Consider the following 12547-nt stretch of genomic DNA (forward strand, 5'->3'; position numbering starts at 1 on the left):
CGGTAGGAAACCCATGTTGTGTCGGGTGTTTCCTCATGTTTCGGGGAGGAAAACCCTCACTCACGTTGCTCACGGCAGCAGCAGCGCTGAGTCCCCGAACTCGTGCCACAGGTAGCCGTTCGCGACAGCGTGGTCGTACGCCGCCTGCGTGAGCGCTCGTCCGGCCACGGCCTCGACCAGCAGGAGGTGAGAGGCGTGCGGGTCGTGCCAGCCGGTGATCAACCCGTCGACGACCTCCGGCGGCGCGGCCGGCGTGACGACGCGGTCGGTCCAGCCGGCGTTGGCGACGACGGCGCCGTCGCACACGGCCGACTCGAGCGCCCGGGTCGCCGTGGTGCCGACCGCGATGACCCGACCGCCTCCGGCCCGCGCGGCGTTGATCGCACGGGCGCTCGGCTCCGGCACCTCGAACCACTCCGGCCCGGGCGCCTCGCCGGCCTCCTGCGAGGAGAAGCCGGTGTGCAGGGTGACCGGTGCGAACGCCACCCCGCGGGCGACCAGCCCGGTCACCAGCGCCTCGGTGAAGGGCCGCCCGGCCGAGGCCATCTCGACGCTGCCGGGCCGCGTGCCGAAGACCGTCTGGTAGGCGGACAGGGGATAGCGCCGGTCGAGGTAGCCGTAGGCGATCGGCCGGCCCGCGCGTGCCAGCGCTGCATCGAGGTCACCGCGCACACGGCCCCGCCACAACCGGTTGCCCTGCCCCGTCGGGGAGGAGCCCCGCTCGGTCGGCCAAGGTCCGACCAGCGTCACACGCGCGACGCCGAGGCGCACCACGTCACCGTGCTGCGCGTCCAGCACGGCCCGCGCCGCGTCGGGAGCCGAGCGCAGCTCGACCACCCGCTCTCCCCCGTCGAGCCGGGCCGCCACGTGCAGCACCACGTGCTCGTCGTGCAGGGTCGCGTCGAGCTCACCCGGGACCGTCGCTGAGTTGTTGACGACCAGCACGTCGCCGGCGCGCAGGTGCTCGGGCAGGTCACGGAACCTCGCATGGCTGATGCCGTCCGGCGTGCCCACGAGCAGCCGCACCTCGTCCCGCGCCAGCCCCCGCCACTCGGCGGGCCGCGGCGCGAATGCCGACGCCTCGAAGTGCACTCCCGGCGCCTCGCTGAGCGTGGTCATCAGAAGTCCTCCGCCCGGTAGCGCCCGGACGCGGGACGCCGGTCGAGGAGGCGGAGCAGCCTCGGCACAACCGACTCCGGCAGCGGCCGGTCCGAGATGTCCTCGCCCGGGAACGCGTCCTGGTGCATCTGGGTGCGCATGTCGCCGGGGTCCACGGCGAAGGCCGTCACGCCGACCTCGGCCGCGAAGGTGAGCGTCACGTGGTCGAGCGCAGCCTTGCTGGCGCCGTACAGGCCCCAGGTCTCGTAGTGGTTGACGGCCGCATCGGAGCTGATGGACACGATGACCGACTCCTGGGGGCGCAGCCACGGCAGCAGCTCGCCGGTGAGGACGAGCGGTGCGCCGATGTTGGTGGGCCAGACCTCCATCAGGTCCGGGATGCCCACCTCGGCCAGCGGGCGCATCGGCAGCGGCCCGAGGGTGCTGGCGTTGTGGACCAGCAGGTCGAGGCGGCCTCGCTCCCACACCGCGTTGACGAGCGCCGAGCGGTGGTCGGCGTCGGTGATGTCGCCGATGATCGCGGTGACACCTGCGGGGAAGTCCGCCTCCTTGACCCTCCCCTCGTGCCGTCCGTCGGTGATGACGTGCCAGCCGTCGGCTGCCAACGCCCTGGTCAGGGCGAGCCCCAGGCCCGCCGTTCCTCCGGTGACGAGAGCCACCCGTGCTTGTGTGTTCGTGGTCATGCGGCAATCATTCAAGTTGAAGTTAACTTGAGTTCAAGGGGAGATCATGGACAAGCACGATCAGCTGCCGATCGGCGAGATCGTCGAGCGCAGCGGGTTCGCTGCCTCGGCCCTGCGCTTCTACGAGTCCGAGGGCCTGATCGAGGCGACGCGCTCGGGCGGCGGGCAGCGCCGCTTCGAGCGCAGCGTGCTCCGCCGGCTGGCCTTCATCCGGGCCGCGTCCAACGTCGGGCTGACGCTCGAGGAGATCAAGGAGGAGCTCTCCCGGCTGCCTGCCAACCGCACGCCCACCAAGGCCGACTGGCAGAAGATCTCCCGGCACTGGGGTGCCCGCCTCGACGAGCAGATCGCCGCCCTGCAGCGGCTCAAGGGCGGACTCGAGTCGTGCATCGGCTGCGGCTGCCTGAGCCTCCAGCGCTGCGCCTTCTCCAACCCCGGCGACTGGGTCGCCAGCTCCGAGAACGCGCCCGGGGCAGGCCTCCTCCCCGACTCGCTGCGCAAGCCGCACCCCACCCGGCGCTGACTCAGCCGGAGGGTACGGCGACGGGCGCAGGCGCTTCCTCGGCCAGCAGGCGCCGTACGACCGACTCGCAACCGCCGCAGCCGGTGGTCGCGCGCGTCGTCTCGCGGCAGGACTCGAACGACGAGCAGGCGCGGATCGCGCCGGCGCTCACGCCCGCGCAGGCGCAGACCTCGGCCTCGTCGGGCAGCACCACCGGAGCCGAGGCGGGCTCGCCGAGGAGCAGCTGACCCGGTTCGTCCGGCCCGAGCACGGTGCCGCGGTCGTAGAGCTGGGTGATCAGCCCGACCCGCGACAGGTCGCCGACGAGCGCGGCGGCGACGATCACCCCGCCCTCGACGACGAGTCGTCGGTGCGAGCCGGCGATCGGGTTCGTCATCTCGACGACCTCGCCGACCGCCCGCTCCGGGTCGCCCAGCACGGCGACCTCGAGGTCGGTGGCCCGCAGCCGGGCGACGCTGCGCGAGCCGTCGTAGCGCATGGTGCCCCCGGCGAGGACGTCGGCGAGCACGCCCGCCTGCTCCCAGGCGGGCGGCACGAAACCGGTGACGCGACGACGGTGCTCGGCGCAGTCGCCGATCGCGTGGATGCGCTCGTCGGTGATCGAGCGCAGCGACGAGTCGACGACGACGCCGCGACGCACCATCAGCTCCGCCCGCCGGGCCAGCGCCGTCGAGGGCCGCCCGCCGGCGGTCAGCACGACCAGGTCGGCGCTCAGCTCGTAGCCGTTGTCGAGGCGCACGCCGTCCTCCGTCATCTTGATCGCGCGTGCGCCGGTGTAGACGTCGGTGCCGAGGCGACGCAGGTCGCGCGCGAGCACCCGGCCGCCCGGCTCGCCGAGCTGGGAGGCGAGCAGGTGCTCCGCACCCTCGACGATCTCGGTGTGCAGGCCGCGGATCGACAGCGCCCGCGCGACCTGGAGTCCGAGCAGTCCCCCGCCGACGACGACGGCGCGCGCACCCTCGACGGCCGCGTCGTCGAGACCACGGCAGTCGGCCAGCGACCGGAACGCGTGCACGCGCGGGTGCAGCGAGCCGTCCCAGCGGACCAGCCCGCGGATCGGCGGCAGCGTCGGGATCGATCCGGTCGCGAGCACCAGCCGGTCGAAGGGGAGACGCGTCCCGTCGACCAGCATCACCTCGCCGGCGCCACGATCGATCTCGAGCACCCGCGCGCCGAGTCGCAGGTCGACGCCCTGCGCCGCGAACCACGAGGCAGGCCGCAGCGTGATCGCGTCGATGCTGTGGGTCCCCTCGAGCACCGCCGACAGCAGGATTCGGTTGTACGGCGCATGCTGCTCGTCCGCAAGCACCGTCACCGATCCGGCGTAGGAGCGGGAGACGAGCTCCTCCACGAGACGGACGGCGGCCATGCCGCCGCCGATGACCACGAGGCGTTCAGACATCCAGCACCTCGGGTTCTCGGGACGGTCGCGGGACGACCTGCTCGAACGCCGAGGAGACCGTCGCTGCGCACACCTTGAACTCCGGCATCCGCGAGGCCGGGTCGAGGGCGTCGTTGGTCAGCCGGTTGGCACCGACCCAGTGGAACGGCACGAAGATCGTGTCCGGCCGGATGGTCGTGACCACCCGCGCGGGGGCGCTCATCGTCCCGCGCCGGGTGGCGACGTTCACCAAGGACCCGTCCACGGCGCCGATGCGTCCGGCCAGCATCGGGTGCAGCTCGACGAAGGGCCCGGTGTCGGGGAGATCGCGCACCCGACGAGTCTGCGCTCCGGACTGGTACTGCGCGAGCACCCGACCGGTCGTGAGATGCACGGGATAGTCGGCGTCCGGCACCTCGGCCGGGCCGCGGTGCTCGACGACAAGAAACCGAGCGAGCCCGTCAGGGTGGGCGAAGGAGTCCACGAACATATGTGGTGTCCCCGGATGAGAAACGGTCGGACATGGCCAGAAGACGCCGTGCTCGGTGACGATCCGGTCGTAGGTGATCCCGGCGTAGTCCGCCTTGCCGCCGGCCGAGGCGCGGCCGAGCTCGGAGAAGATCTCCTCGGGCTCGACGGAGAACGGGATCGGCGAGCCGAGCCGGGACGCCAGCCCGGCGATCACGTCGAGGTCGGACCGCACGCCCGACGGCGGGCTGACGGCTCGCTGCCGCAGGATCACCCGTCCCTCGAGGTTGGTCATCGTGCCCGTCTCCTCGGCCCACTGCGTCACGGGCAGCACGACGTCGGCGATGGCGGCGGTCTCGGACAGGACGATGTCGGCCACGACGAGCAGGTCGAGCGCCTCGAGCCGGGAGGTCACGTGCGTCGCGTTGGGCGCGGACACCACGATGTTGGAGCCGAAGACCAGCAACGCGGACGGACCGTCAGCCTGGCCCAGCGCGTCCAGCAGCTCGTACGCCGATCGCCCCTTCCCCGGCAGCGAATCGGGAGCGACTCCCCACACGCCCGCGACGTGCGAGCGCGCGGCCGGGTCGTCGATCATCCGGTAGCCGGGCAGCTGGTCGGCCTTCTGCCCGTGCTCGCGGCCGCCCTGCCCGTTGCCCTGCCCGGTCAGGCAGCCGTAGCCCGCGCCGCGCTTGCCGGGCATCCCCAGCGCCAGGGCGACGTTGATCCAAGCCAGCACCGTGTCGGAGCCGGTCGCATGCTGCTCGGCACCCCGTGCGGTGAGCACCATGACGCGAGAAGCCCCGCCCAGCAGCGCAGCCAGCGCGCGCACTTCTGACGCCTGGACCCCCGTCATGCGCTCGACCCGCTCGGGCCACCACGCGCCCGCGGAGTCACGGACCGCCTCCCAGCCGCTCGTCCGGGCGGCGATGTAGTCCTCGTCGACCAGCCCGCCCGCGACGAGCAGGTGCAGGACTCCGAGCGCCAGCGCCAGGTCGCCGCCCGGGACGGGCTGCACGAACACGTCGGCACGGTCTGCTGTCGCCGTACGGCGCGGATCGATGACCACGACCTTGCCCCCGCGCTCCCGGACGGCGTCGAGGTGGCGCGCCGCCGGCGGCATCGTCTCGGCCATGTTCGACCCGACGAGCACGACGACGTCGGCCTCCTCGATGTCGGCGAGCGGGAAGGGCAGGCCGCGGTCCAGCCCGAACGCCCGGGTGCCGGCCGAGGCTGCCGACGACATGCACCAGCGGCCGTTGTAGTCGATCTGCGAGGTGCCGAGCGCGACCCGGGCGAACTTGCCGAGCTGGTAGGCCTTCTCGTTGGTCAGCCCACCGCCCCCGAAGACACCGACCGTGTCGGGACCGTGCGTCGCCTTCAGGGCGAGCAGCCGGGTCGCGATCGTGTCGAGCGCCTCGTCCCAGCTGACCGGCGTGAACTCGCCGGTGGCCCGGTCGCGCAGCAGCGGCGTCGTGAGCCGCTCCCGGCCGGCGTAGAGGCCGGCGGCGCTCCAGCCCTTGCGGCACAGCGCACCCCGGTTGACCGGGAACTCCTCCCACTCGCTGACCTCGGGGACCGCCGGGCCGCGTCGGGAGACGCGCATCCCGCACTGCAGCGAGCAGTAGGGGCAGTGGGTGGTCGTCATCAGACGTTTGCTCCCGCAAGGCTCGGCGCCCGGCCGGCGAAGCTGGTCGTGCGGACGTAGACGAACCAGGTCGTGGCCAGGCAGATGACGTAGAAGCCAGCGAACACCCCGAAGGCGACCTTGATCGCCGAGACCGGGTCCTCGATCCACGGGGCACCGAAGGTCATCGGGATCAGGAAGCCGCCGAGCGCACCCACCGCACCGGCGATGCCGATGACCGCACTGGACTCCTTGGTCGCCTTGAGCATCGCCGCACCGGCTGTCTCGGGGGTCGCCTTGCGTCGAGCCTCGTTGGCCAGGATCAGCGGGATCATCCGGTAGGTCGAGCCGTTGCCGATGCCGGACGCGGCGAAGATGAACAGGAAGGCCACGAGGAACCACGGGAAGAGCTCGGAGTTGGCGTTGACCGCCGCGACGACCTCGTCGCTGTAGGGGGACGCCGCCGATCCGCCGGCCGTGTTCGTGGGTACGGCGACGAGCAGCGTCAAGGTGTAGATCACGCCGAGCGTGCCGGCGATCATCGCGACGAACGTCCAGAGGGTGACCCGCGCTCCGCCGTACTTGTCCGCGAGCCAGCCGCCGAAGGGGCGGGCGACGGAGCCGACGAGGGCGCCCAGGAAGGCGTAGTAGGCGAAGTTGATGCCGATGCCCGGCACGGTCGGGACCGGCTGGTTCCAGAAGTTGAGCTTGATCAGCAGCGGCATCGCGGCGGAGTAGCCGATGAACGAGCCGAAGGTGCCGATGTAGAGGAACGACATCACCCAGGTGTGCTTGTAGGAGAGGACCTTCAGCTGCTCGCGCGGGCTCGACCTGGCCCCGGAGAGGTTGTTCATGAAGAACCAGGCGGCGACCGCGGCGACCACGGCCAGGACGGCGTAGAGGTAGCCAGCGCGCTCGAGGTGGAAGCCGCCTTCGCTCGCCTTGACCAGGCCGAAGATGCCCGCGCCGCCGACGACGATCGGCAAGAAGAGCTGGATGACGGCGACACCGAGGTTGCCGCCCGCAGCATTGAGCCCGAGCGCCATGCCCTTCTTCTTGGTGGGGTAGAAGAAGTTGATGTTGGCCATCGAGCTGGCGAAGTTGCCGCCGCCCAGGCCCGCGGTCGCGGCGATCAGGCAGAACACCCAGTAGGGCGTCTCCGGGTGCTGCACGGCCCACGCGAAGAGCAGTGTCGGGACCAGCAGCGCCGTGGCGCTGACGATGGTCCAGTTGCGACCGCCGAACTTCGGCACCGCGAAGGTGTAGGGCAGCCGGATCAGGGCGCCGACGAGGTTGGGGATCGCGACGAGGAGGAAGAGCTGGCTGACCGTGAACGTGAAGCCCGCCTTCGGCAGCAGGGCCGCGCTCACCGACCAGAGCAGCCACACCGAGAACCCGAGGTGCTCGGAGAAGATCGACCAGATCAGGTTGCGCTTGGCGACCTTCTTCCCGGTCGACTCCCAGAACGCCTCGTCCTCGGGCGTCCAGTGGTCGATGGTCACGCCGCCTCGGTAGTTGTCCATGCCGGGAACGTAGGTCGGCGAGGTTTCGCGCTCGCTTCGGTTTGTTTCACGCAGGAGTCAACTTGTCCTCACGCCCTCACGGACCCGCTGGTCGAGCAGGCGCGCCAGCGCCGTGCCGGGACCGCGGCGCCTAGGCTCACCCCATGCCTGCTGCCGTCGTCATCGTCGCCGCGGGCTCGGGCACCCGCGTCGGCGCCGAGATCAACAAGGTCCTGCTTCCGCTCGGAGACCGCGCCGTGCTCGCCTGGTCGGTGCGCGACGCCCTGGCCGCCGATGACGTACGCCGTGTGGTGGTCGTGGTCCGCCCTGCCGACCGCCCCGCGGTGGCCGACGCGCTCGCGCCCCACCTCGGCGACGCGGAGGTCGTCCTGGTCGACGGGGGCGCGACCCGGCACGCCTCCGAGTGGGCCGCGCTCCAGCACCTGGCGCCGGCGATCGAGGCCGGCGAGGTCGACCTCGTCGCCATCCACGACGGCGCCCGCCCGCTCGCCGGTGTCGCGCTGTTCGAGGCGACGCTGGCCGCCGCCCGGACGCACACCGGCGCCATCCCGGTGGTCCCCGTGCGGGACCTGCTGACGACCGGTCTCGAGCCGGTGGTCGGCGAGCTCGGCGGCGTACAGACCCCGCAGGTGTTCCGGGCGGACCTCCTGTTGGCAGCGCACCGCACTGCTGCCGCGTCGGGTTTCGAGGGCACCGACACCGCGGCCGTGCTGGCCGCCCACGGCGACGTCGACATCGCCGCCGTGCCCAGCAGCCCGGCCAACCTGAAGATCACGTTCGCCGAGGACGTGGCGCTCGCCGAACGGCTCCTCAGCCTGCGGTGAGTGCCTCGAGGACCGCGATGTCCTCCGCCGAGGTGACGCGGCGGGCGGAGGCCGGGGCCTCGACGAGCACGACGCGGTGGGACCTGGCCAGCGTCGCGACCAGGGCCACGAGGTCCGTGCCGGGCTCGTCCTGCATGGCCGAGACGACCGAGGGCGGCAGCACCACCGGGGACACGATCGAGGTGAGGGCCTCCCGGTCCACCGTCTCGCCGACCATGCCGTCGGCCACGCGCTTGACGGTGTCGGTCACCGGCCGGGTGGCGACCACGACGACGTCGTCGTCCAGCGCGCGGCGTACGCACGTCACGATGAAGTCGGCGGGCGTCATCGGGCAGAGGGCGTCGTGCATGACGACCGGCTCCTCGGAGCGGCGCACCGCGTCCCAGGTGATGCCGCTGTCCAGGGGCGTCACCCCGGCCTCGCCCAGCGCCCAGGCGGCGCACGCGACGAGCGCCTCGCCGTGGATCAGCGAGTAGGGCAGCGACCCGCGGTCCTCGTCGAGCACGATCCCCAGCGCGGCGGGCAGGTCGTGGTCGTATCCGTCGTACAAAGTCTCAGTCATCGCTCGCACACCGTATGACGGATCGAAATGAGCGAAGGCCCCCGGGATGGTCCCGGGGGCCTTCGTGGCTCACTGCTGCGTCAGGACGCGAGCACCTCGTCGAGGATGGCCTCGGCCTTGTCCTCGTTGGTGTGCTCGGCGAGCGCGAGCTCGGAGACGAGGATCTGGCGAGCCTTCGCCAGCATCCGCTTCTCGCCGGCCGACAGGCCGCGGTCACGCTCACGGCGCCACAGGTCGCGGACGACCTCGGCCACCTTCATGACGTCGCCGGAGTGCAGCTTCTCCAGGTTGGCCTTGTAGCGGCGCGACCAGTTGGTCGGCTCCTCCACGTGCGCGGCACGAAGGACGTCGAACACGCGCTCGAGGCCCTCCTTGTCGACGACGTCGCGGACGCCCACGAGGTCGAGGTTCATGGCCGGGACCCGAACGACCAGGTCCTGCTGGGCAACAATCCGAAGAACGAGGTATTCGCGGTCCTCACCCTTGATCGTCCGCGTCTCGATCTCCTCGATGACAGCAGCCCCGTGATTTGGGTAAACAACCGTTTCGCCGACGGTGAAAGTCATGTATTTGTACCCCTTCCTAGGTGACCAGTCTAACACGCTCCCGGAGTGCCCCTGACATCGTTTGCGCAGGTCAGAGGCCCCATGCGGTCTTGACAGACAGCGCATCGTGTGGTCCGGCCCGGCAGGAATCGCCCGGGCAAACCCCGTCAATGACCCCTGCGGCGACGAAGATGTGCGCACAATGCGTGCCATGTCGCCCCTCAAGCGCCAGCGCAGACGCGCGCCCGCGGACGCCCCGGTTCGTACGCCGCAGGCCGCCCCGACGCCGCCACCGCCCCCAGCGCCGTCGCTGGCCGACGACAGCCCCGCCGCGACCCGGCGTCCGTTCCGCCTCGGGCAGACGCTGCCAGTGCTGCTGGTGAGGGCGGCCCACCCCAAGCAGGCCCTGCTCACCGCGCTCGGCCTGGCCGCCGCGGCGGGCCTCGCCGGCCGGCCGCTGCGGGAGATCGGCCTGGTGTTCGTGACCGTGCTGGTCGGCCAGACGATCCTCGGCTGGGACAACGACCTTGTCGACCGCGTGCGCGACGAGCGCCACGAGGCCCCCGGCAAGCCCATCGGCGCCGGCCTGCTCGACCCCGGCACCGTGTGGTTCAGCCTCACCTGTGCGCTGCTCCTCGTCGTACCCCTCGCCCTCAGCGCCGGCGAGCGAGCCGGCGGCGCCTACCTCATCGCCCTGCTCATCGGCCTGGTCGGCAACCGGGTGCTGCGCGGCAGCGTCCTGTCCTTCCTGCCGTGGGTGCTGCAGTTCGCCCTCTACCCCGCCTACCTCGCGTACGGCGGATGGAACGGCACCGGCGCCGACACCCCGCCCACCGTGCTGGTCACGGTGCTGGCCGGCCTGCTCGGCCTGGGCGTCCACCTGCTGCGCGCACTGCCCGGCCTGGTGCCGGACAACCAGGACGGCCTGAAGTCGCTGCCGCTGCGCATCGCGCTCAAGACAGGGGCGGCCCGGCTGCTCGTGCTGGCGGGGGTCTTCACGGCCGCGATCGTGGCGGGCCTCCTCATCGCGGGACAGGCGATCGGACTGACCTGAGTCGACGCTAGGCTGTGCGCCATGCAGCTCCGACGCTCCTTCGCGCTCACGACCGCCGCCGTCGCACTCGCCACGGCCGGCCTCTCCTCGTGCGGCTTCGACTACGCGACCGACCGTGAGTACACCCCCGGCGTGGGGACCAACGACCGCGACGGCACGGTCGACGTGCTCTCCGCCGTCGTCGTCTCCACCGAGCCGGGCTCCGGCACCTTCATCGCCTCGCTGTCCAACGGCGACCAGGAGACCGATGTCGCGCTGACCGAGCTCGCCCTGACCGACGGCACCCCCGTCGAGCTCGAGCCCGTCGTGGTCGGCAAGGGCGCGCTGGTCAACCTCGCCGAGCCCGCCGCCGAGATCAAGGTCACCGGTGAGTTCGCGGCAGGCGACTTCGTCGAGCTGTCGCTGGCCTTCGACAACGGCGAGCGTGTCGTGATGGACGTGCCCGTCGTCGAGAACGAGGGTTACTACGCCGACCTCGACGGCCCCGCGCCGGCCGAGGAGCCCACCGAGGACGCCGAGCACTCGACCGAGTCCGAGCACTGAGCCACCGCTTCTGTCCCCGGAAGGGATCTCGATGACCTACACCCTGGTCCTGCTCCGCCACGGCGAGAGCGACTGGAACGCCAAGAACCTCTTCACCGGCTGGGTCGACGTGGCCCTCACCGAGAAGGGCCGCGCCGAGGCAGTCCGCGGCGGCGAGCTGCTCACGGAGGCCGGCATCCTGCCGGACGTCGTGCACACCTCGCTGCAGCGCCGCGCGATCAACACCGCCGCGCTCGCGCTCGACGCCGCCGACCGCCACTGGATCCCGGTGAAGCGCTCCTGGCGCCTCAACGAGCGCCACTACGGCGCCCTCCAGGGCAAGGACAAGAAGCAGACCCTCGAGGAGTACGGCGAGGAGCAGTTCATGCTCTGGCGCCGCTCGTTCGACACCCCGCCGCCGCCGCTGGACGACTCCTCGGAGTTCTCCCAGGTGGGCGACCCGCGCTATGCCGACCTCGGGTCGGAGATGCCGCGCACCGAGTGCCTCAAGGACGTCATCGCGCGCTTCCTCCCCTACTGGGAGTCCTCGATCGTGCCTGACCTGCAGGCCGGCCAGACCGTCCTGGTCGCTGCCCACGGCAACAGCCTGCGCGCGCTCGTCAAGCACCTCGACGACATCTCCGACGAGGACATCGCGGGCCTGAACATCCCCACCGGGATGCCGCTGCTCTACCGCCTCGACGAGTCCCTCAAGCCCACCGTCGCCGGTGGCGAGTACCTCGACCCCGAGGCCGCGGCCGCCGCTGCGGCTGCCGTCGCCAACCAGGGTCGCTGAGCAGTCGAGAGCCCGGCTGACCGGCGTCGGAGTTCCCTGACGCCCGCGTCGCACGGCTCCGCTGCGCCGTACCTCATGAGGTTTGCGTCAGGTTCGTGAGTGTTGCAACACCCGAGAAGGTTCGGTTCCCCCGCAGATGCGGGGGAACCGAACCTTCTCGAGGTTTTCAGTCGTCGTGGCGCGAGACCTGCTGGCCGGTGACGACGAAGATGACGCGATTGGCGATCGAGACGGCGTGGTCGGCGATGCGCTCGTAGTAGCGGCCCAGCAGCGCGATGTCGACGGCCGCTTCGACGCCGTGCGCCCAGTCGTCGCCGAGCAGCTCGGCGAAGCTGCGCCGGCGCAGCTGGTCCATGATCTCGTCGTCGCGGCCGAGCTCGATCGCTGCCTCGACGTCGCGGTCGGCGATGATCGACTTCACGCGACGCACCATGTCCTCGGCGGTCTCGGCCATCTTGACCATGGTGTCGCGGATGGAGTCGGGTACGGCGATGTTGGGCACGCGCAGGCGAGCGATCTTGGCGACGTGGACCGAGAGGTCGCCCATCCGCTCGAGCTCGCTGACCATCCGCAGCGCGGAGACGACCACGCGCAGGTCACCGGCGACCGGCTGCTGCAGCGAGAGCAGCGCGAAGGCGTTGTCCTCGACCCGCTCGCGGTTGGTGTCGATGGCCTGGTCGGCGCTGATCACCTCTTCGGCGATGGCCGCATCGCCGGTGAGCAACGCTGCCGTCGCGCGGTTGACCGCGGTCTCCACTTGGCCGCACATTTCCGCGAGGTCGATGAAGATGCCGTCGAGCTGGTCATGGAAGGCTTCACGCATGTGCGAAGCCTACGGGCGCGCGCGTGGGGCCCGCCACGCCTGAGGTGAACTGAGCGTGAACAGTGGGCGCTCGGCGTCCAGTGGGCGAATTCGACCT

13 protein-coding genes are annotated in these 12547 nt (G+C 71.3%); 5 read left to right on the forward strand and 8 right to left on the reverse strand.

Annotated elements, in window-relative coordinates; all coding sequences use genetic code 11:
- Positions 1–69: 69 nt before the first annotated feature.
- Together C9J87_RS08240 and C9J87_RS08245 are read right to left on the reverse strand one after the other, a co-directional pair.
- The gene (locus C9J87_RS08240) at positions 70–1119 is read right to left on the reverse strand and encodes an S-adenosylmethionine:tRNA ribosyltransferase-isomerase (RefSeq protein ID WP_107705226.1); all 1050 of its coding nucleotides are present in this window, start codon (positions 1117–1119) and stop codon (positions 70–72) included.
- Positions 1119–1802 carry an SDR family NAD(P)-dependent oxidoreductase gene (locus C9J87_RS08245; protein WP_107705227.1) on the reverse strand — a complete coding sequence of 228 codons (684 nt, stop codon included), beginning with the start codon at positions 1800–1802 and terminating at the stop codon, positions 1119–1121. Before C9J87_RS08245 ends, C9J87_RS08240 begins: the two co-directional genes overlap by 1 nt.
- A 46-nt stretch (positions 1803–1848) precedes the next feature.
- Here C9J87_RS08245 and soxR point away from each other — a divergent pair, with 46 nt between their 5' ends.
- Entirely contained in the window at positions 1849–2325 is a 477-nt protein-coding gene (gene soxR / locus C9J87_RS08250; RefSeq protein WP_010834112.1) for a redox-sensitive transcriptional activator SoxR, read from the forward strand.
- 1 nt (position 2326) lies between these two features.
- On the opposite strand, the gene C9J87_RS08255 is transcribed toward soxR, so the two are convergent.
- Genes C9J87_RS08255 through C9J87_RS08265 form a run of 3 tightly spaced genes read right to left on the reverse strand, consistent with a single transcriptional unit; the run spans position 2327 to position 7324 of the window.
- Entirely contained in the window at positions 2327–3727 is a 1401-nt protein-coding gene (locus tag C9J87_RS08255; RefSeq protein ID WP_036491231.1) for an FAD-dependent oxidoreductase, read from the reverse strand.
- Positions 3720–5822: a molybdopterin oxidoreductase family protein gene (locus C9J87_RS08260; protein WP_107705228.1), complete on the reverse strand. Its 2103-nt coding sequence runs from the start codon at positions 5820–5822 to the stop codon at positions 3720–3722. The genes C9J87_RS08255 and C9J87_RS08260 overlap by 8 nt, the downstream gene beginning before the upstream one ends.
- On the reverse strand, positions 5822–7324 hold the full coding sequence (locus tag C9J87_RS08265) for an MFS transporter (protein WP_107705229.1): 1503 nt from the start codon (positions 7322–7324) through the stop codon (positions 5822–5824). Before C9J87_RS08265 ends, C9J87_RS08260 begins: the two co-directional genes overlap by 1 nt.
- Positions 7325–7467: 143 nt before the next feature.
- Between C9J87_RS08265 and C9J87_RS08270 the strand changes: the two genes are divergently transcribed.
- Complete coding sequence (locus C9J87_RS08270) at positions 7468–8148, forward strand: IspD/TarI family cytidylyltransferase (RefSeq protein WP_107705230.1); 681 nt, start codon at positions 7468–7470, stop codon at positions 8146–8148.
- Here C9J87_RS08270 and C9J87_RS08275 read toward each other — a convergent pair.
- Positions 8135–8710, reverse strand: a complete 576-nt coding sequence (locus tag C9J87_RS08275) for a 2-C-methyl-D-erythritol 4-phosphate cytidylyltransferase (RefSeq protein WP_107705231.1) — start codon at positions 8708–8710, stop codon at positions 8135–8137. The two genes, C9J87_RS08270 and C9J87_RS08275, sit on opposite strands and share 14 nt — an antisense overlap.
- Positions 8711–8790: 80 nt before the next feature.
- A complete protein-coding gene (locus tag C9J87_RS08280; protein ID WP_010834118.1) occupies positions 8791–9276 on the reverse strand; it encodes a CarD family transcriptional regulator in 486 nt (161 codons plus the stop codon).
- 190 nt (positions 9277–9466) lie between these two features.
- Between C9J87_RS08280 and C9J87_RS08285 the strand changes: the two genes are divergently transcribed.
- From C9J87_RS08285 to C9J87_RS08295, 3 genes are read left to right on the forward strand one after another with little or no spacing between them, the layout of a single operon-like run.
- Complete coding sequence (locus tag C9J87_RS08285; protein WP_232819973.1) at positions 9467–10309, forward strand: UbiA family prenyltransferase; 843 nt, start codon at positions 9467–9469, stop codon at positions 10307–10309.
- A gap of 21 nt (positions 10310–10330) precedes the next feature.
- On the forward strand, positions 10331–10852 hold the full coding sequence (locus C9J87_RS08290) for a hypothetical protein (RefSeq protein ID WP_010834120.1): 522 nt from the start codon (positions 10331–10333) through the stop codon (positions 10850–10852).
- Between the two features lie 31 nt (positions 10853–10883).
- Positions 10884–11627, forward strand: a complete 744-nt coding sequence (locus C9J87_RS08295; protein ID WP_107705233.1) for a phosphoglyceromutase — start codon at positions 10884–10886, stop codon at positions 11625–11627.
- Positions 11628–11793: 166 nt separating this feature from the next.
- Here C9J87_RS08295 and phoU read toward each other — a convergent pair whose 3' ends face one another.
- Positions 11794–12450: a phosphate signaling complex protein PhoU gene (phoU, locus tag C9J87_RS08300; RefSeq protein WP_010834122.1), complete on the reverse strand. Its 657-nt coding sequence runs from the start codon at positions 12448–12450 to the stop codon at positions 11794–11796.
- Between the last annotated feature and the right edge of the window lie 97 nt (positions 12451–12547).

The organism is Nocardioides allogilvus (assembly GCF_003047285.1).
Classification (GTDB): domain Bacteria; phylum Actinomycetota; class Actinomycetes; order Propionibacteriales; family Nocardioidaceae; genus Nocardioides; species Nocardioides allogilvus.